Raw genomic sequence first — 21,526 nt, forward strand, 5'->3', positions numbered from 1 at the left:
GATCTTCATAAAAGTTAATCTGTAAGTTGAATCACTGAGCTACTACTTCGGCCAGTATCTAGATTGAGAAATGTCAATTTTAATGCAGTCGGCATGTTATCGTTTAAGCTCATGGCATCAGACAAGTTAATTAGCTAGAGCTCTACCCTTCCTTCACAATTCGAAGCTCAGCTCATGATGATTGCTTCAAAGCCTAAAAAATAATATTTATTTCAAATACTTGTTACGCTCGCAGACAAATCTCCTCTTGTTTATTTTTATAAATTCAACCTTAATCTTGCTGAACAATTAGATACATAATGAAATTTTTTTGTAAATATTGCCAACAAAAACTCGATGCCCCTCGAGAACTTTACGGTTGCGAACTTGATTGCCCTTCATGTGGGAAACTCATTTCAATTGCGGTTTCAAATGACTGTTGCGAACTTACTGAATTAGAAAATAGTGATGAGCCATGTGCAAGTGCTGAAAAATCCCTCGACAAAAAAATAAACGCACAGCCAGAGTCAAGTCCGAGGAAGAGGACAAAAAAATTCACCGCCGTCAACCGGAAGAAAAGGAGCACGCCCCCTAAATCAGCAAATGACAAGAAAAAAAGCTCCTCTAAATATGCTGTCTTTTCTACCTTTATTTTTGCGGGCTTAGCTATTGTTGCTTACTTCTTAATTGTATCAGATCCTCAAGATACTGAAATTCATCAAGCCTCAATAGAAAAAAACTTTCATGCCGATCAAGAAATACAGACAAACTTAAAATCACTGACCGAAATCGAACCCTTCATAAACAAGTATTGCACCGACTGTCACAATGCAGAAAAGCAAAAAGGCAATCAAAGGTTGGATAACCTCGATTACGATTTAAAAGAACACTCATCAGTTGAAAACTGGCAAAATATTCTTGATGCGCTCAACCTGAGTGAGATGCCCCCTAGGAAGGCCGACCAACCACAGGATAAAGAGCTAATGATGGCAATTGCGACAATCACCGAAAAACTGAGCCAAGCTTACAAAAAAGATATTCAAACTGGTGGCGTCATAAAAATGCGCCACCTCAACAAAAGAGAATACCGCAACAACATTAAAGATCTTTTTGGTTTTTACTTAGCGGATAACTTTATGCCAGATGATATAGCAGTGGGCTTCGATACCAACGGCTCTAATCAGCAATTTTCATATAATGATATCGAGAATTACCTAGAACTTGGCAAATGGATTGTTAGGACAAATATCGATACCTTCCACAGAGGTTGGCGAGCGACCAGGCCTAAACACAAAAAGTGGGATTCAAACCCTAATGTAGAGGCCTTTAATCACTTATTTAAAGATGTCCGCGGTGGCCATCGCTATAAGTTCACTATTCAAGCTTACAGCGAAGAAGACGTCAAAGCCAAAATAACCATGAGTGATCCCAATGTTCCTGGAACACCTGAAATTATTGGCTGGCTCGACCTCAAAGCAAAAAAAGGTGAAAAACAAAAGTTTGAGATTTTTCATCAAACTAAAAAAAGTCATAACGGTCATATAATAAATATAGAAGTCGGACGAGCCAAAGGGGCTTATATTGCTGAAATTCTACGAGAGGGGCCAATCAAAGAAGATAGTCTTTTTCACGATCTTATCAAAAGTTTACCTAAGAAAAACCCAAGCGAACAAGACATTGCCCGAATTTTGCGCACCTTTGCCGAAAAAGCCTTTCGCTACCAGGGCTTTGACCCCTCATACCTAAATGGCCTCATGTCCATTTATAAAACAAACAAAGAAAGTGGCAAAGATGTATTAGCCGCCCTTGTAGAACCATTTTCGATCATTATCTCCAGTCCTTCCTTCCTCTACATTAAGGAAAAAAGCATAGAGAAATCCGCTCTTTTAAATCAACATGAGTACGCCATAAGACTAGCTAATTTTTTATGGAGCTCACCTCCTGATGAGGAGCTTTATAAACTCGCCAAAGAAGGGAAACTTAACGATCCGGCCATTCGCAAAAAGCAAATGTACAGAATGCTGCAATCCAGCAAAGCTGAAAGCTCTCTGGAAAGTTTTATTAATCAATGGTTGGGAATGATCCGTTACGATGAGACAGATATTCCGGATGAACTGGAGAAGTCCGGCTTTAGAGCGTCAGCGCGCCAAGAACCCGCGGAATACTTCAAATACTTAGTGCGCCACAACAAACCAGTCGATGAGCTTATCGATGCCGACTTTGTCGTTGTCGATCACGTTTTGGCTAAACACTACGGTATTCAGGCCGATATCAATGAATTCCAAAAGGTAGAACTTCCCCAAGATCACCCACGCGGTGGCCTACTGACACAAGCGGCGTTTCTAGTAATGGGGAGCACAAATGGCCGAACTTCACCGACTATACGAGGAACTATGCTGCGCGAGACTTTTCTTCACAATCCACCGCCCTTGCCACCGCCAAATGTGCCGATGATTAGTAGCGAACTCAACAATTCAGCAACGGTCAGAGAATTAGTCGAATTGCACCAAAACACACCCCAATGTGCCTCCTGCCATGACCGCATAGATCCCATCGGACTGGGCCTCGAAAATTTTGATTATCTGGGGCAATTTAGAACGACTGAGTGGGTCAATGAAAAAGACCGGGTGATGCTCGGTGACTTTGAAGGCGATGACTATACAAAATGGCATGCTAAAGGCGATGCATTCTTACCAAAACGAGAAGTTGGACACAACAGCAGCCCCATAAAATACTGGGTTAATAAAGGCCTGGCAATAACTACCGGCCGCAGTGTCGGAACCCTGACGTCTCCTGAATTTATCATAGATCACAAGTATTGTAATTTTCTCATCGCAGGCTGTAAGGACAATAAAGTACGACTCGAACTAATGGTGGAAAATGAGGTCGTCGACGTCGCTTTAGGTAATAGTACTCATTTGAAATCTAATTATTTTGACCTCAGTGAATATAAAGGCAAAAAAGCACAACTTAGAATTGTCGACGAAAACAGTGGCGGCAGTGGAGATGGATTGCGAATTCTCAATGGAAACATCGCTCTAGATGAAGTATTCCTCGCCAATTATAAAGTCAAAGAAGATGTAATTATTGGCAATTTTGAGGGAAAGGACTTTGAAGACTGGAAAGTAACTGGCACTGCCTTTGGCGATAAACCCGCAAACGTTCATTGGCGGGATTTCACTGGGACTGTTGCGAGCTCTCACTCTGGAACGAAAAACGCCATAGGAACTCTGACTTCACCCGAATTTCGTATTACGCATAAATATATTAACCTGCGTGTTTCGGGGAAAAAGAGTAAATACCTTTCAGTGCAACTCATACAAAATCATAAGGTCATAGATACTATCTACGGCAGTGAAGGCTGGGTTCCAAGAACTTTTGATGTCAGAAAATTGCTAGCCCAAAAAGTTCAAATAAAAATTATCGATGATGATAAACGTACTCGCGGTAGTGGGAATCGCCTTCAAGGCATGCACATTCTCGTAGATGATATACGCCAGTCAGACAGCCCTTTCATGCCAGAAGGAAATGAAGGCCTCGAAGAAGTGCCTGTCGATGCCACCGGCTATTTGCCCAGCGGTGAGGAATATACTGATTCCAGAGGTCTTAAAAAGAGCCTCATGAAAAATAAGCGCAGACTTGCCGAGTCAATCTACTCATCTTTACTTTCATACGGAATTGGCCGCGAAATTGAATTTATCGATCAAGACGAAATCCATCAGTCCTTAAATGATCTACAAGTCAGTAATTTTCTCCTTCAGGAATTGCTTTACGAAGTCATTAATTCCCCAATATTTTCAAAAAAATAATCCTTGAGGTTCTTAGATGAGTCAAATAATTAACTTTTCACGCCGTTCTTTTTTAAAGTCCTCAAGCGCTTTCTTGGCACTTCCTTGCCTTGATACTTTTGCCAAACAAAAAGTTAGCTCTACAAATAACAATACCAAAATGATCTTTCTGAGCAGGGGCTTCGGATTCGTTGAAAAAAGCTTTTATCCCACTAAAGCGGGGCGCTTCTCCGATATCGGCCTCACTGAAGGTTTGGCTCCATTGGAAAAGCATAAAAATGACATCTCCCTGCTCGGCAACTTGGTAAATCTCGGCCATAGCTCGGCCCATGAAGGCAGTTTAACCTTTCTGACGGGGGCTCCTTATAGCCATCCCTATAAAATGAAAAATACCATTTCTTGTGACCAACTTGCAGCTGAATACCTTTCTGAAGATGTCCGCTACAAAAGTTTAGTGCTTTCTACAGATGATCGAAACGGTCATGGGGCTATAGCCGTATCCCTATCCATAGACAAAAAAGGTACGAAAATACCAGGGATCATTAACAGCCTAGATTTGTATAGGAAACTGTTCTCTTCAAATGAAAATGCAGAACAAATAAGACACAGAATAAACCATAAAGGCAGCATACTGGATGTGGTCAAACTCGATCAAAAAAATATCTCGCGCCGAATCGCCAAAGCCGACCAAGAAAAGCTGCAAGGATATTTCGATGGCGTCAGAGATATTGAGAATAAGCTAAAGAGGCAAACGTTCTGGTTAAAGACCCCAAAACCGCAGGCTCCTTTTGAATATCCCGCTGATATGGATGGAGAAATGGAAGTTAAACTTATGTTCGATATGATCGTTCTTGCCATGCAAACAGGTCAGACAAACATTGCCACTTACATGATGCCACAAACGGCTCTGCTACGCAGTATGGGCAGTAAACTCGGACCTCATGCTCTATCACACTATGGCCATGGAGAAAGACTTGAGACCGCCAAACAACTGGACGCTAAAAAAATGGAGCTTCTCAGCTACTTTATAGACAAACTGAAATCAACCAAAGATATCAACGGTCAAACTCTCTACGACTCAACTCTTCTGGCCTATGGCACGAATCTTCGTACGGGTCATACGACTCGTAACTTTCCAGTAATTTTATCCGGTGGTGCCATCAAGAACTTAAGACTTGGAGAAAGCCTTATGCTGCCCAAAGATACACCGCTGCAAAATGTCTGGCTGACGCTTCTTCAAGAAGCAGGAATTCCCATAGATAAATTCAGCATTAGTACCGGAAGAGTCCCGCAGTTGTTGAGTTAACATAATATTTTAAGAAATTTGATAACGATCATACAATAATCACTCCTAAAGTTCGTTTATATTAAAAACAGAACTTAGGAGAACTCGATGACTAAAACAACACTATGCTTACTTTTCTTTTGCCAGTTCGCATTTACACAGCAATCTAAGAACGAAAAAGTGATCTGGGATAAAACTGAATATAGTGGAGAGAGATCTGACAAAGATATAAGGATGGCTCTGCTTTCAAAGTCATTTTCATGGTTAAGTGGTTCACCGGCAGATAACGAAAAATTATCTGTTGGTAAAACTGCACAGTTTTTTGGATTTGTATCTCTTAGATATTCCAGTGGAAGAGCTGCACAAAGAGGTGCTATCGGAAGAGCTTTCTACGACTTGGCTACAGTTACACAAAGAACTCTGCTACTTAAAGCAGTCAAAGAAGAAGACAAGACTTTAAAAGAGTGGTGGGCTAAGCGAAGTCAAATTCTAAGAATACTGGAAGCACATCTCTACACAGGGGAATCAATAAAACTGAGCCAGCTCAATTTACTCGCTAAAGAATTTGGCTGGCTTAATTCTAAAGCCGCCCTTTTCGAAGCTAAGGCTTTCGCGGCTCTTGAAGATAGTTTAACTAAAGAACAATGGGCACAATTGTCGGCTTTCCGCAAAAACCCGGATTTAACTAATTCCGGTTCACGAAAAAAGAAAATCAAAAGCGGTACTCTAAGTAAAGAACAATCAGCGCAATTCGAAGATTTATTTGCCAAATGTTTTACCTGGCTAACCGGAACTATGAAGGACAATCAGGTTGTCCCACTGGGACAACCTGCACAGTTTTTTGGATTTGTATCCATAAGGCATAAAAGCGGTCATGGAGCCAGCCGGGGAAAAATTTCTAAAGAATTTGCAAAAATTCTCAATGACTCTCAAAATAAACTTATTAATCAAGCCGTCATGGAAATAACTCCCTGGGTGAAAAAATTCCTAAGCACAAGAAATGATCTGCTCCTTGAGTTAGACAAGCTTAGAAAGAAACCAGCTGAGTTCAACTTTACTACCTTTAAAAAGCTTTCCGAAGATCTTGGCATTTTAGAAATACAATGTGCCCTAATAGAAGCTCAAACTTATCATAAAATACGCAAAACTATGAGCGAATTACAATCAAAAAAAATGATGGAACTTCGTTCTAATTATGTCCTGGATTCAAAACAAATGGAAAATCTTAGCATGAATCAAAGAGGTCAAAAAGTCTTTACACTTTGTGCTGCCTGCCACAGCAAAAATTCACAGTTAGCTCCCGACCTAAAGGGTATTTTCAATAGTCCTATAGCAGAAAAAAACTATCCATATTCAACAGCTCTAAAAGAATATGCTAAAAATGGTAAATGGACCGCTGAAAAACTTAACAGTTTTTTAAAATCACCAATGAAAACAGTTCCCGGAACGAAAATGGCATTTCAGGGACTCCTCAATGAAAAAGACCGTGTCGCCGTCATCGAATATCTTAAAAATTTAAGGTAAATCAACATGAAGTATTTCTTAGTTATTTGCTCCCTTATTATCTCTGCAATTGCAGATAACAGGCCAAACATTATTTTTATGATGGCTGATGACCAGGGATGGGATGGGCTCTCTGTTCAAATGCACCCTGAGATTAAAGAATCGAAACATTCTTACATCCAGACTCCGGTGTTAGAAAAAATGGCCAAAGAAGGCATGCGCTTTTCGTCAGCTTATGCCCCCTCTCCCGTATGTTCTCCGACAAGAATCAGTCTGCAAACTGGTAAATCACCAGCAGCACTTCATTGGACAAAGGCTGCGAAATCTATTTCAGGAAGTCATAATTTTAAGCTTCTACCACCAAGAAATATCAAAGCACTTTCTGAGTCAGAAACGACAATTGGCGAAATTTTGCAAAAAGCCGGCTACAAAACAGCACACTTTGGCAAATGGCATATTAATGGAGGCGGACCGGGCAAACATGGTTACGACTTCCACGATGGGGATATCGGCAATGAATATGCGTTCAACTATAAAGACCCAAATCCTGCCGATATTTACGGAATGGCAAAAAGAGCCTGTAATTTTATGGAGTCGGCAAAAAAAGATGGTAAACCATTTTTCATCCAAATGTCATTTCATGCTCTTCACGCGCCACAAAATGCAATGAAAGATAGCATACAAAAATACGAAAAATTAGCCACTAAAGGAAATGAAAAGGAAATTGGCAGAGCAGCACTCTCCGAAAACCTGGATACTGGTGTCGGTATTGTTCTTAAGCACTTGAACAAACTGGGGCTTGATAAAAAAACCTATGTCATTTACATGTCCGATAACGGTGCAGGAGGTAAAAAAGGTATTCTCAGAGGTGGCAAAGGAGATGCATGGGAAGGTGGCATAAGATCTCCAATGATAGTCAGAGGTCCGGGAATTAAAGAAAATTCATGGTGTCATCAAAGAGTTGTGGGCTATGACTGGTATCCTACATTTTGTCACTGGGCCGGGGTTGAGAACTTGCCACAAGGACTTGAAGGCGGAGATCTGAGTAAAGTTTTAAAAGACCCCTTAGAGGGAAAAGTCATACGACCAAGAAATGAACTTGTCTTTCATTTCCCCCATTACCAAGGAGACACTCCTCATACTGCATTAATCTCAGGAAACTGGAAACTGATCAAATTCTATGAGACAAATGAATTTAGGCTTTTTAATCTGGGAAATGATATTTCAGAGAAAAATAACCTGGCCTCAATAAAACCTGAAGTCACAGCATCTCTAAAAGAAAAAATGATTACTTATTTAAATGAAGTCAATGCTCAAATGCCTTCAAAAAACCCTGATTATGACCCAAACAAGGAGTCGACTCCATTAAAGGGTAAAAAAGGGAATAAGAAAGATAAAAAGAAGAAAAAGTAACGAGTCCTCAAATGAGCAATAAAATCAACATTTCCTTTATTGCATAGCTAAAAAGCTTTAAAATCTACAGAGTCTTTGCTACGCTCCTCAGAACGACTCCTCCTAGCTAAAAAAACAACTAGGAGCTCTTTTAAAAAAGCTTTTATCCACCTTTATCATCTTGAGTGCATTCGCTACTCAACTACATACCTCTGAAAGGCCGAATATACTTTTTATCTTTGCCGATGATTGGAGCTGAGGCGATATGAGTTCAATTTGCCACTGCTTCAAATCTCATGGTAAGATCGAACACAAAAACACCATGTTTAAATACGGACTCTTTAGGGGGGTAGATTCAGTGATAGTAAATAAGCGTCGAGTAAAATCAGACAATTATTCACCTATTCTTAAATAAACAATTCATGTCTCTTGGCATAGAAGCACTTGAGCTTAAGACGGCACGGGACAGTTTAAGTATTTTACACAAAAAAAATAGCCTGTGGCTTCATCCACCTCACGGCGGAGGCTATTAACTATCGCTGCCTTGCACCTAAAAGCTGAAACACTTTGGGCGATCGTATAATGCAATAGAGTCATCTATTTCATAGATCAACTGATGCTTAGAAAGTCAAAGGCTACCATCTTCAATAGCAAAAAACAATATTTATTTCAAATATTTGTTACGTTCGCTTAAGTCAGGCTTCTTATTGAAAATAGGTAAAGTAAAAATATTTGGATCAAATGAAAATCAGAAAATTCTTATTACTACTCGCATTTACACTTCTAGCCTTCTCAAATGGCAATGCGACTGAAATAAAAACAGAAAATATGACGATGAAATTTGCGTCAGATGGTAAGCCAAAGTCCCTCACCCACAAAGGCAAAGAATTACTCAACGTACGTGATCCTGGTAAAGGCTTTGAAATCTGTGGTTTTGCGTACAATTGGCTTGCTCCAATAAAAATCCATCTCAATAAACTAAGCTACGATGGCCGCAACTTGATAGCAAAAAACAACCACATCAGCATAACAATGGAAGTCACAGAAAAGCATGGTGGACTTGTTTTTAGTCTGAAGCGCGTGCAAGGGCTTTCTAAGAAAAATCAGCTCTGGTTGAAATTTGGACTTAACTGTGATGCATCGCTTAAAGCAGTCCCTCTCGACTATGTTACGGAATGTGACAAGGGTAAGCAAGGTATAGAAGTGTCCCTCCCCTGGTTATGGGAAAGAAGTGAAACTGTTCCAATGGGTAGCTTCGCACTGACTCCGAGCACACAAAGTATTAAATTGCCGAGCAAAGCAAAGTGGAGTGATCTCAAGGCAAAGTTGCTTAAAGATAAATGGTATAAAAAAGTACAAAAAGCTTTTACAGTAAAGCTGACTGCGTCCAATAATGAAGGTTCCTTGCAAAATCTCTTGGACCAAGACAAAGACAATCGTTATACCACCGAATCCAACATGAAACCAGGCATGTGGCTTGTCATTGAATTCAGCGCAGCTTATCTCGTAAACACACTCATTCTCGATGCAGGAAAATCCGCTGGTGATTATCCTCGGGAGTACCGCATTTTTGTCAGTGAAGATGGTAAAAACTGGGGTAAAAGCATAAAAAAAGGGACAGGTCAAAAATTAACCAAAATTGAAGGTATCGATAAAAAAGCCAAATTTGTTAAGATTGAACAAACAGGTTCAAATAACGTTTGGTGGTCTATTCATGATTTAAAAATTAATGGCATCTCTTTAAGCAAGCCAAGTATGTTAGCCGCAGAATCAAGACCCAATAAAGTAGTAAAAGCTAAGACAGACCCAATTCGTATAGAAACAAGTAAGTACTCGCTGGAGATCAGCAATAATGGTCAATTCACATCATTTAAGTATGGCGGAAAAGAATTAATTAATAAGAAGAAGAATTTACCTGAGTTCCAAGTCAGCGGATTTAATCATGAAAAAAGATCATTCGAAAAGTATCGACTTGGTAATGCCAAGTATAAAAACGGTAAACTGTTACTTAAAAATGGCCCATTTGCAGTGCTCTTTGAAGTAAAAGCAGAAGAGCATTACCTTGCATTTAAGATTTTGAAAACAAAAGGTTTCAATAGTAGCGATTTGACCATTTTCGGTTTCTTTGGTTTTCTTGAATCAGCTATCAATGTGTTTCCTCTCGATTACATGACTGATTGTGGAAAAAGCCACACGGGAGAAACTAACGTCAAGTGGAAATGGAAGTGGGCAAAAGGAAAAGATCTTCCCCGTGGTGGTTTCGCATTTATCCATGCTACAACAGATGACGAATACGATGAAGCGCTTCACCATATCTGGGTGAAGGAAAACCAGCCTCACCCCAAAATAAATGGCGAGTGGACAGTTGAAAGATCAAAGCAATGGATGAAAGAATGGCAGGAAAAAAACATGGACCGGAGCCGATTTATTCTAACCGCTCATTCCATGGATGACCTCTTTTACCTTGCAGATAAGGCAGAACAACTCGACATGAAAGAGATCTACCTGCACACAGATACGTGGCGAGGAGAATACTGGCCCATCAAAAGAGGTTTTTTAACCGTAAACCCTAAAATATTCCCTAATGGAGAAAAAGATTTTCAACGTTTCTCAGGGTATTTAAAAGAAAAAAATATAGGTTTAACCATTCATACTCTTAGCTGCCCTATTGCCAATGAAGATCCGGACTATACCAAACCTACGATAGACCCCAGACTTGCAGATTGGGTCAAAGGCACACTGGCAAAGCCCGCTTCAGCGACTGATAAAACTCTTTACTTTAAAGCACCTCCAGGCTCAGAATTACCAACCATTGAAAAAGGCGTGTTTGGGCCTGAAAGTATCCAGCCCTGGGACAATATTAATACCTTTCAAATTGCTGATGAGTTTGTAACAGTGGGGAGTTTTTCCGATACAGACACTGGTGTTTGGAAATTGAATAACTGCCAACGCGGTAGCATCAATACAAAAGCCTCTGCGCATAAGGCCGAGATAAAAGCAAGGGGCTTAATCAGGTCATACGGTATGGTCTTTATTCCCGGCAATGATACCGATATGGTCGAAGAGCTTGCCAAACGCTATGCAGAATTCTGCAACAAGAACGGTGTAACTCATTGCGAACAGGATGCAGCAGAAGTTCATACTGCAGAAAACAATTGGGGGTATCATAAATTTACCGAGTACGTATATAAGAACATTGAGCACATGGTGACCAGCAATAGCTCTAGCGGTCGTCCAATGCCCAGCCAAATGGAGTATAAATTCCGGAAATCCCGGAACGTTGTGAAGAACCGTCAAGGTTCAAAATTCGGCATGAACCTTCACTATATTGCTCGTGTGTCTACTGGGCCATATGACAATAGCCCAACATGGTCTGGCGCTGCAGCTTCCGGTAAACGCACCTTCTCAATGGAAAAGAATGAGCCTATGTTCGGTATCACCCGTGACATTCTTTCCAGCCACGGCTTAACAGATACGTTTATAGAAAAACAGAATCATTGGAAGAAAGCAACTAAGCTACTAAGCGCTGATCAGAGCAAACGAATTCGAAGTAAGCGAGAAGTACTTTATGCCCAAACAGCTACCCATGAAATTTTCGATATCGACAAGACTGAACTCGGCTATGCAATAACTCCCAAACAATTGATGCGTCGGGAGGGAATTGAAACTCCATGGGCTCTTGGTTCAGAATTTGGCCCGGTCGCTCCCCGACAATACTTGCAATCCGGAGACACATTAAAACTGAATAATCCATATCCGGAGTCTGAACCAGAAGTCATTATTCGAGTGCTTTCGGCACTAGGAGATGGTCAAACTGATTCTCCTCAAAAAAGAAAAGAAATTAATGAAAAAGCAAATGATGCGATTGCCGCCTATAATATCGGAGCCGGGCTACAAAAGAAACGGCACCCACTCGAAGGCGCGAAGCATATTTGGGTCGCTGGTGGTGAACCTAAACATGGTAACTGCTGGATGAGGAAAAAATTCACCCTAAAAGAGCAAGCCGTGTCAGGCTTTTTGTTTCTTCATGCCGATGATTCCGTGCAAGTTTATGTAAACGGACATCAAGTTGCCAATGTTAGTGGGTGGGATAAGGGACATATCGTGGACGTGCAGAAATACCTCAAAAAAGGGGATAATGTCCTTGCAGCCGAGGTAAGCAACGATCATGGCGGTGGTTGCTTTACTGGTGCTCTAACTATCGAGACCAGTAAAGAAGCTTTTAGTTTTCTCAGTGATAAGACCTGGTTGACCAGTTCAAAATCACAGAGAGAATGGAATCAAATCAAATTCGATGATTCAAAATGGAAATGTGCCCACAGTTTTGGCACCTTTGGGAAGAGCCCCTGGCCCAGGGTACATCTGAAACCGGTTTCTCCAAGTTACAAATTGCAGCCACAGGCTAAACAAATCAAGCAAGTTGGTGACTATCAATTTACGGACGTAGACAATGCTCTGCGCTTGCGTTATAGCAATCAAAGGTCCAAAGCCATAAAGAACGAAAATTTCCCAAGTTGGCGGGCAAGCGGAAGTATGCGTGGTGCACGTGGAATCGGTTTAACCGTAGAGGGAGACGGAAGCGGAGCCATACTGGTGGTACAGGTGTCTGCCGGGGGGCATCGCGATTACATTGTCCCCTTGGATTTTAAAGGAAAAAAAGATATCGTGATTCCCAGCGGTGAAGTATCGTGGAGTGATTTACGATGGGGCTTCCGCTTCAATACCAAACATATGAAATATGGCTCAGTTTCCCAGGTAAGTCTTGGCTTGGGAATAATTCCAAAAGAAACAAATGTTGATATTAAAGTATCCAACCTAAGATTACTTGTGGAGCAGCCAAGCGAACTTAAAAACCCCGTGATCAAAATAGGAAAAGGCAGTCTGCAGGTCAAGGGCAGCATTAAAACGGATCATTACCTTTGGTTCAAGGGCGGGTCAAGCGTTGGCGTCTATGACCTGAATTGGAATAAGATCAAAGATCTGCCAGTTGTAAAGAAAACCTTTGTTACTAAACAAGGAAAAAATAGCCTTGCCCTCAATGCTCAAAAACAAAAGAATTCACCTTGGCTTGAATGCCAGTTTATCGTCAAAGACAAGAAACTGTTAGTTAAAGAAAAACAGGAACAAAAATGAGAATGATGAAATTAAGCGCGGGCGCGCAGCGACTAGCGTTGAGATTCTTAAGGGGCCTTTGCCAGGCGGGCAATAACTTTTTTGCCTGTACGGCAGTTCCTTGAGCAGGGTGTGGGGCAGAGCCCCATATGTTATATTGCCTGTGTGGCAACACCCTTCGACGAACGGAGAGACCCCGCGGGCATATTAAAATTATTAGATCTAAGCTTAAAAAGCTCTTAAGTTTCCTACCATTAGGTAGCGAACCTGGGGACTCATGTTCAAATATGACAAAATTTAGCCTCAGATCCGCTTCACTTTAATAAAAGTCCTTAAGGTCTTAGCAGAGTACTCATGATGCAAATAGAATATTTCTTTAAAAAAAATTATTTTTATTGTTACGCCCCGCCCCGCCCCGCCTCTTATATCTTTGAAAACCTTACTAAACGACAAAACTTGGGACGAAAATTATGCAACTTTTCATTTTAAATAAAAAAGGTGATTTCATGAAATCAAGGTTTACTTTGATCGAACTACTTGTGGTGATAGCCATTATTGGAATATTAGCATCTTTACTCTTACCAGTTTTGTCCAAAGCAAGGAGAACCGCGAGGGCGGCCCTTTGTGTTAGTAATGAACACCAGATCGGGATTGCTAGTGCTATGTATCTTAGTGATAATGACAATCGTTTTACTGGCGGAAATTGGCAGAGCGGCGCCTATGATGCTGGAGCTTATTATGGTAGTAATTTGACAAATGCAAAAGGTCCAAGTGCTACTTGTTATAAACCAATTTATCATTTCAATTATATGTCTAACTGGGATGTATTTGTATGTCCAGTAACTCAAAAAGGTGATGCTCCTGAATGGATGCAATGGAGGAACAGCTATCCAGGAAATGCCCAACTTCGGTATAATGTGAAATTGACTTCTATTCCTACCCCTTCCGAAGTAGCTTTCACTATGGACGGATGGAGTGATGGGGTATTTCTTGATTGGAGGGCCTGGTTCATCTCCCCGCGGCATGATAGCAAAGCAAACGTTCTTTTCACTGATGGTCATGTAAAACCCATGAGAGATCTGACAATAATTCAAAACCCACAAATGCTTGGTTTTGGGCGAGGTGACTTGTGGAACTGGCCAAATGGTGGCTGGCGCCTGGGAAACCTCAATTATGACAATTAGTTTTTATCACCATAATACAGACTTTTTTGCGAAATAGGCAAGTAAGCTCTGCTAAGCAGCAGTTCACTTCAAATCAATGGTGACACGGGGATAGCTTAAACATATCACTCTATGCCGTTCCTTCAGAACTCACAATAGTGTTTTTGTTTAGTAGTCCTAGCCCTTACGGGCCAGGCTAAATTATGCCGTGCTTTCAGCACTCAATTTACCTAATAAATCAAGCCTTGTTGTACCGTACTTTCTGCACTTATTTTGAATGCCGAAGGCATGATATAACACAGCCCAATGGCGTAAGCCTTGGGATAATGACAGAAGTTCATTCATCAGAATGCCAAAGGCATGACATAGAGCTCTATGCCGTTCCTTCAGAACTCACAATAGTGTTTTTGTTTAGTAGTCCTAGCCCGGGCCAGGCTAAATTATGCCGTGCTTTCAGCACTCAATTTACCTAATAAATCAAGCCTTGTTGTACCGTACTTTCTGCACTTATTTTGAATGCCGAAGGCATGATATAACACAGCCCAATGGCGTAAGCCTTGGGATAATGACAAAAGTTCATTCATCAGAATGCCGAAGGTATGATATAGAGCTCTATGCCGTCCCTTCAGAACTCACAATAGTGTTTTTGTTTAGTAGTCCTAGCCCTTACGGGCCAGGCTAAATTATGCCGTGCTTTCAGCACTTATTTTGAATGCCGAAGGCATGATATAACACAGCCCAATGGCGTAAGCCTTGGGATAATGACAGAAGTTCATGCATCAGAATGCCGAAGGCATGACATAGAGCTCTATGCCGTTCCTTCAGAACTCACAATAGTGTTTTTGTTTAGTAGTCCTAGCCCTTACGGGCCAGGCTAAATTATGCCGTGCTTTTAGCACTTCTTTTGAATGCCGAAGGCATGACATAGACCTCCTACCCTTTCTTCACAACTCGATGCCCATCTAATTCATCGCCAAATAGCTAGCTTCACAACCTAAAAAAATAATATTTGTTTCAAATACTCGTTACGCTGACTGCATCCACTCCTCTAGTTTAGTCAGAAGAACACAACAGCACCTTCAGAACACTCTGCAGTGATGCTAAAAAAAAATAAGCTAAGGATATTAAATGAAAAAAATAACAATGTTGCTGATCATACTTTTTACAAGTATCGCATGTGCAAGTACTCAAGTTAAACCCATACAAGTCTTGATGATCACAGGTGGTGGCTGGCATGATTATAAAAAACAAGCCCCTGTTTTAAAAGAGGCTATCGAAAGTCAGATTAATGCTGAAGTTACCATAAAGTGGACTTCTACCAAAGAACATCCACTTAGCCCCACTGAAAACAAACTTCCAGAAGTTTTTAAGGGCGACTTCTGCAAAGGTTATGATGTGGTTTTCCACAATCACTGCCAGGTCTTTTTTAAGGATGATGACGCCATTAATAAAGTGATAGATAATCACATCAAAAACAAAGTCGGTGTTATCATGACTCATGGCTCTTTCCATACTTGGTTTAAAACAAAACGTGAAGCGTGGGATAGAATCTGCGGTATCAACAGCATTCGTCACCACCACAATTCCCCGCTTAAAATAGAAGTTACGGACAAAACTCACCCGGTCATGAAAGCTCTCGGCACCGATGGCTGGCAAACGGAAAAAGGCGAACTCTACGAAACAAGCCTTAAAAAAACGACTCAATCTCTAGCAACAGGAACCACTCTTACAGGCGCTAAACATACTGAGGAATGTATTTTTTCTCACACTAATTTGGGGATTAAAATGTTTGGTACCACACTAGGTCATGACACTTCAACTATGGAACAAGATGTCTACAAAAAAATGATGGCCTTGGGTATTCTTTGGGCGGCTAATAAGCTCGACAAAGATGGTAAAGTAAGTCCAGGATATCAAAAGAAAATAACTGTTTTAAAGTAAGCTGACCCCTTGAGCTAAATTTTAATAAGATCGTAGGATTTTGTTTTCAGAACTTTACAACTTTTTGCAGTATTACCCCTGGCCTTAAAAAAGTTGTAAGTCAATGAAGTCAAAAGATCAAGAAGTTTAGCTTAGTATAGAACACGAATTTGGGAATTGGACAACCCAGATATAAATGAACTCAGCTTCAAGGAAACTGAGTTCATCTACCCTCCAAAATAAACACAAGTAACTTAAGGTGAATTCAATGAAATCAAGTCGTTTAAACTATAGATTTTTAAGTGTACTAGCCTTGTTCATCTCAATGAACCTCTATGCACAAACACCTCAAACAAAAAAAGATACTGAGCGCCCAAACATAGTCCTGATACTCTGTGACGATCTTGGCTATGGCGACCTGGCTTGCTATGGGCACAAACAAATAAAAACACCAAACCTCGATCAAATGGCTAAAGAAGGCATACGCTTTAACCATTTTTATTCAGCTGCACCCGTCTGCTCCGCATCTCGCGTTGGCCTTTTAACGGGTCGCAGCCCGAATCGAGCTGGTGTCTACGACTGGATCCCCCATAGTTCAGAGAGTTCGAGCCCCCACATGCGCAAAAATGAAATCACCTTTCCTCAATTATTACAGAAGGCTGGATACGCAACATGCTTATCGGGCAAATGGCATTGTAATGGAGCGCTAATCAACACAAATCAAGCTCAACCCCAAGACGCTGGCTTTGATTACTGGTTCGCCACACAAAACAATGCTGCGCCATCTCACAAGAATCCCGTTAATTTCATCCGAAATGGCGTAGAGCTTGGCCCCATAGAGGGTTTTAGCTGCCAAATCGTCACAAACGAGGCCATTAACTGGATGGAAGATCACGTCAAACAAAATGAAAAGCAGCCCTTTTTCATTTACCTTTCTTTTCATGAACCCCATGAACCCATTGCTTCTCCTCAAAAGATTGTCGACACTTACAAAGGAATTGCTGAAAATACCAATCAAGCTGAGTATTTTGCTAATGTAGAAAACCTCGACAAGGCTGTTGGCAGCTTGATGAATCAACTCAAAAAATTAAAAATAAATGACAATACCTTAGTCATTTTTACTTCAGATAATGGGCCTGAAACGCTTAATCGTTATGAAGCAGCGAGTCGGTCTTATGGTTCACCAGGTGAACTCAAGGGAATGAAGCTCTGGACTGCCGAAGCTGGTTTTCGCGTACCGGCTATCATGCACTGGCCAGAAAAAATAGCTACGGGTCAAATCAGCGACCAAGTCATTTCAGCCTTAGATTTCTTCCCAACTTTTTGTGATTTAGCACAGGCATCTAACTCTAAGTCATTAAATTTAGATGGCAGTAATTTCACCCCTGCTCTCCACAAGAAAAAAATGACTCGCCATAAGCCCCTGCTCTGGATTTATTATGCGGCCCTCAATGAGCGTCAGGTCGCAATGCGTCATGGTGATTGGAAGATCAGTGCAAAATTAAATCTTCCTAGGTACCATAATATCACTTCAAAAAACTTCCCCAAAGTCACAGCAGCAACTTTATCTGATTACCAACTCTATAATCTCAGCAAAGACAAATCAGAGGCTAATGATCTTAGCAATCAAAACCCAAAAAAATCAGCTCAAATGATTAAATTTCTCAAGCTGCAATATCAGGATTTACTTGAGGATTCACATACATGGAAATAAGCAAATATCTATTCGTACATACGAAATCTAACTCACTTAATTAGGACTTTATATGAATTATATCTTAATCTTTTTTATCACAACTTTTGCGATCTATGCACAAAATTCTCCCTCCTTAATCGACTCTAACAAAAGTGACTATTTTCTTACTATAAGTTCAGTAAAAAAAATAGAGGCCGAAACTTTTAACAAAAAATCCCAAGGAATGAAAATTGAAAACTGCTCAGAAGGTGGAAAACACCTTGCATACATTAATAATGGACACTGGATTATGTTCAAAGGGATAAAAAACCCAGATGGTTTTAGCCGTTTTACCGCTCGAGTCTCCTGCGGTAATAATCATGGTGGCACGATAGAAATTCGAATGGGAAGTCAAACTGGTGAATTAATCGGCTCTTGCCACGTTAAACCTACGGGAGGCTGGACTAATTGGGAAAGTGTCTCATGTGAAATCAAGGAGCTGAAAAGTACCGTAAATCTCTATCTTGTTTTTACTGGCAACGCCAACGGCATCTTCAACTTAAATTGGTTTGGCTTTGAAAAAGGCGCCACAAAAATCAAGAAAAGCCCTAAGCTTATATATATTTAAACTGAACATTTTGATATGTGCTCATAAGAAATTTTAATTTGTTACGCTTATTGATTTTTCACCGCTTAGTATTAATAACACCATTATTAACTCGGTTGAATTCTATGAAAAAAACGTTTCTAAGCCTCATGCTTATCAGCTCTTCCTTACTTGCAAAAGACGTCGCCCCATCAGTTAATGAACTCATTGCAAGCGGAGATTCAGTTTTAACTGCCAACGATCATTACCGCACTTATGAAATCAAAGGCGGAGCTGCTGAATTCTCGTGCAATCACTTACGCCTTCGTATTGCCGCCAATACTAGACTTGTCTCCATTAAACATCTCCCAGACGGCAAAGAGCTTCTCAATACAAATTTTCCTAGCTTGGGTTTTTATCTCATTGGACGCAATGCTAAGCCCATTGCATTTGCTTCTCTACATAAGCTTGAGGACAATAGCTATATGGTGGTCTCTAAACGCGGCTCACAGAAAGTTATTTTTTCGGTCATAGAATCAGAAGAGTATATTGCTTTTCGAATTAAATCCCTTGTGGGTATCCCCAAATCGTCCAACTACACTCTTGCTTTTGGAATCAATGGTGACCATCGCTTACGTCCCATGCCATTAGACTACATGACTTTTTTCAGTGGCATGGACCCATTAAACCGTAAATTTCCTGTCACATGGCCTGCACTCTGGATGGGTTCAGAAAACTACCTAGGTGAGCCTTTACCACGTGGTGGTTTTGCACTCTATTACGACGAAGGAGATGAAGCGGAGGACGAGATCTTCATTAATATCTGGGCCAATGAAAAATTGCCCCACCCAAAGGTTGAATACGATTGGGATATTGCAGGAGTTAAGCGATGGATGAAAGACTGGACCAACACTTTCTCTGATCGCAGTTCTTTTTGGTACTCACATGTCAAAGGAAGTGATGAATTTGAAAGGCTACTTCCCCACATCGATAAAATGGGGGTGCGTGAGGTTCATCTCTACCACTGGACATGGCACGACAGCGCTCATCACTGTCGGGTAAAAAAAGGAGGCTTCTTTACCAATGGTCGCGAAGATCTAGTTAAGTTTGCTCAAACTTTAAACAAAAGAGATAAAAGCCTCTCGCTGCACTATAACTGGTGTGAAATCAATCAAAATGACCCTGTTTTTATTGGGACCTCTCCTCGAAAAGATCTAGCCGACTGGGGTAGTGGTACTCTAGCAAAGTCCATTGATGCAGATGAACAAACCATTTATTTTATCCCTGAAAAAGGACTTGAATTGCCAAGCAGAGAATGGCATGATCAGCCCGCACCCGCACTCAATCACTGGGTGCACTATAACTTTATTCATGTTAATGATGAAATTATCAAGTTTGAGCAGGCTTTGAATACCGAAGGCAAAGTATGGGTTTTACGCAATTGCACTCGGGGCTTCGGCTCAACAAACCCCGCAGACCACACAAAAGGGTCTTCAGCTAAAGGTCTCTTGGCTAATTACGGCTCTCAGTTTATTCCCAAAACCCACAGTCCTCTTTTTTATGAAATGATCAATGAACAGGCTGACTTATGGAATGAAACCCAAATGACCAACATGAACTATGATGGCGCCAACCCTCATTACTGGAGCGGAGCCAAGGGTATTCAGATTAGACTTTGGCTTCAGGAAGCTTACAAAAGATTTGATCATCCCACCTATTATGATACCGGACACGGATGTCAACTTTGGGGGCACTTTGAACACTACATAAATACTTTCAAAAAGGCTGAACCTGTGAGAATGGGCTTCCGTGGTGATATGGGCGTTCGCCCACGCACCGCAAGTATCTCTCGCGCTGCTGCCACAGTTGACGAAGCTCATTTACGCATGGCTCAGGTCGCCTCTGTTAAGCATAGTGATTTTTCTATGCACCTACCCCTACACTACCCTGGTGACTGGGAGAAGTATGGCCGTTTCCAGGACTTGGTGGATCTTGTACGTGACTGGAAAGATATCAGCCCTAAATTAAGTAACTCGCAGCGGAAAAGAATTAGATCAACGATGGAACCACCCCTAAATCGCGGCTTCACATCCAAAATGGTGTGGTGCTTGAAAAAAGAAGATGGTAAAACAAAAATCTACCCTCAAAAAAACCCTCTGACGCGACGTAAAGGCGATGTTAAATGGGGCTGTCAGGGTGGAGAAGTTGGATGGGTAACTCCTCAGCAATACATTAAGTTCGGAGACAGCTTAGAACTTGAAAACCCTTTCCAAAAACAAGCACCTCAATTTACTCTACGCGTGATGTCCAAGGTGGACCCTAAAGACCATGAAAACATATCTCTTTTTGATCATTTTGAAGAAATTACCAATCCTACTGAGATGAAGTTAAGTCAAGTAGAAAATGGCTTAACCATCGACTTTAATAACCGTAATAAAAGTACCTTTAATGGCAAGGGTCACCCCATGCTAGCCACCTGGAAAAAGACACTTAACTTGCGCCAACACCGTGGCATCGGAATGACGGTAAAAGGTGACAATTCAGGTGCTATTCTATTAATTCGAAGTGGCACTAAGCGCGACTATGCCATTAAGATAGATTTTAAGGGAGAAAAATATATTGAGATCCCCAATGGAGAAGCCTACTGGGCTGGCAGTGATTGGGGAGGTCCTCACAGATGCGGAGTTGCAGCGGATAATTACATGCCTAAGCAAATGCAAATTGGCCTAGCTCACGTGCCTGCGAATACGAATGTCAATATTACGGTACACAACATAAAAGCACTTAAAGAGCACCTTGAAATCGTTCATAATCCTCGCATTGTTCTCAACGGTGGCAAAGGTAGCCTCACTGTGAAAGGTTCCATAAAAAGCGGTCAATACTTAGATTATCGTGGTGGAAAAACTGCGCAACAATACGATAAAAACTGGAACCTCATAACCAATTTACCTGTTAAAAAAGATTCATATCTCATCGAGCGCGGTTACCAGAAGTTCCAAGTTACTGCAGATAACACCCCAGATAAGGTATGGTTGTCAACCCGTTTTCTCACCGAAGGCAAACCTATCATTGTGGAACATGACTAAGACCTAAGGAAGACTCATTTTCTTTTTCATGAATTAG

The 21,526-nt window shown here is 41.1% G+C and carries 10 protein-coding genes; all 10 read left to right on the forward strand.

The genetic code is table 11. The annotated features are described in order from the left end of the window. The first annotated feature begins 299 nt into the window (after positions 1 to 299). The 10 genes from LNTAR_RS25630 (at position 300) to LNTAR_RS11780 (ending at position 21,489) form a co-directional block, all read left to right on the forward strand. Entirely contained in the window at positions 300 to 3,788 is a 3,489-nt protein-coding gene (locus LNTAR_RS25630; protein WP_007278925.1) for a DUF1592 domain-containing protein, read from the forward strand. 16 nt (positions 3,789 to 3,804) lie between these two features. Further along, on the forward strand, positions 3,805 to 5,073 hold the full coding sequence (locus LNTAR_RS11740; RefSeq protein ID WP_007278926.1) for a DUF1552 domain-containing protein: 1,269 nt from the start codon (positions 3,805 to 3,807) through the stop codon (positions 5,071 to 5,073). An 87-nt stretch (positions 5,074 to 5,160) separates the two neighbouring features. Further along, a complete protein-coding gene (locus LNTAR_RS25635) occupies positions 5,161 to 6,576 on the forward strand; it encodes a c-type cytochrome (protein WP_007278927.1) in 1,416 nt (471 codons plus the stop codon). Between the two features lie 6 nt (positions 6,577 to 6,582). After that, a complete protein-coding gene (locus LNTAR_RS11750) occupies positions 6,583 to 7,968 on the forward strand; it encodes a sulfatase (RefSeq protein WP_007278928.1) in 1,386 nt (461 codons plus the stop codon). Positions 7,969 to 8,688: 720 nt separating this feature from the next. Next, positions 8,689 to 13,080, forward strand: coding sequence for a discoidin domain-containing protein (locus LNTAR_RS11755; protein WP_040914784.1), 4,392 nt, complete (start codon positions 8,689 to 8,691; stop codon positions 13,078 to 13,080). 449 nt (positions 13,081 to 13,529) lie between these two features. Then, entirely contained in the window at positions 13,530 to 14,243 is a 714-nt protein-coding gene (locus tag LNTAR_RS26915) for a prepilin-type N-terminal cleavage/methylation domain-containing protein (protein ID WP_007278930.1), read from the forward strand. 1,107 nt (positions 14,244 to 15,350) lie between these two features. After that, positions 15,351 to 16,163, forward strand: a complete 813-nt coding sequence (locus tag LNTAR_RS11765) for a ThuA domain-containing protein (protein WP_007278931.1) — start codon at positions 15,351 to 15,353, stop codon at positions 16,161 to 16,163. A gap of 247 nt (positions 16,164 to 16,410) precedes the next feature. Then, positions 16,411 to 17,856, forward strand: coding sequence for a sulfatase-like hydrolase/transferase (locus LNTAR_RS11770; protein WP_007278932.1), 1,446 nt, complete (start codon positions 16,411 to 16,413; stop codon positions 17,854 to 17,856). A 52-nt stretch (positions 17,857 to 17,908) separates the two neighbouring features. Continuing rightward, a complete protein-coding gene (locus LNTAR_RS11775) occupies positions 17,909 to 18,445 on the forward strand; it encodes a carbohydrate-binding protein (RefSeq protein ID WP_007278933.1) in 537 nt (178 codons plus the stop codon). A 104-nt stretch (positions 18,446 to 18,549) separates the two neighbouring features. Beyond that, a complete protein-coding gene (locus LNTAR_RS11780; RefSeq protein ID WP_007278934.1) occupies positions 18,550 to 21,489 on the forward strand; it encodes a hypothetical protein in 2,940 nt (979 codons plus the stop codon). Positions 21,490 to 21,526 lie beyond the last annotated feature (37 nt).

The sequence above is a fragment of the Lentisphaera araneosa HTCC2155 genome (assembly GCF_000170755.1).
Taxonomy (GTDB): Bacteria; Verrucomicrobiota; Lentisphaeria; order Lentisphaerales; family Lentisphaeraceae; genus Lentisphaera; species Lentisphaera araneosa.

Bases quoted from the DNA above. Each gene is read 5' to 3' on its own strand.
- LNTAR_RS11750 (WP_007278928.1), top strand. From the start codon at position 6,583: ATGAAGTATTTCTTAGTTATTTGCTCCCTTATTATCTCTGCAATTGCA.
- LNTAR_RS11770 (WP_007278932.1), top strand. From the start codon at position 16,411: ATGAAATCAAGTCGTTTAAACTATAGATTTTTAAGTGTACTAGCCTTG.
- LNTAR_RS11765 (WP_007278931.1), top strand. From the start codon at position 15,351: ATGAAAAAAATAACAATGTTGCTGATCATACTTTTTACAAGTATCGCA.
- LNTAR_RS11780 (WP_007278934.1), top strand. From the start codon at position 18,550: ATGAAAAAAACGTTTCTAAGCCTCATGCTTATCAGCTCTTCCTTACTT.
- LNTAR_RS11740 (WP_007278926.1), top strand. From the start codon at position 3,805: ATGAGTCAAATAATTAACTTTTCACGCCGTTCTTTTTTAAAGTCCTCA.
- LNTAR_RS25630 (WP_007278925.1), top strand. From the start codon at position 300: ATGAAATTTTTTTGTAAATATTGCCAACAAAAACTCGATGCCCCTCGA.
- LNTAR_RS11775 (WP_007278933.1), top strand. From the start codon at position 17,909: ATGAATTATATCTTAATCTTTTTTATCACAACTTTTGCGATCTATGCA.
- LNTAR_RS25635 (WP_007278927.1), top strand. From the start codon at position 5,161: ATGACTAAAACAACACTATGCTTACTTTTCTTTTGCCAGTTCGCATTT.
- LNTAR_RS26915 (WP_007278930.1), top strand. From the start codon at position 13,530: ATGCAACTTTTCATTTTAAATAAAAAAGGTGATTTCATGAAATCAAGG.
- LNTAR_RS11755 (WP_040914784.1), top strand. From the start codon at position 8,689: ATGAAAATCAGAAAATTCTTATTACTACTCGCATTTACACTTCTAGCC.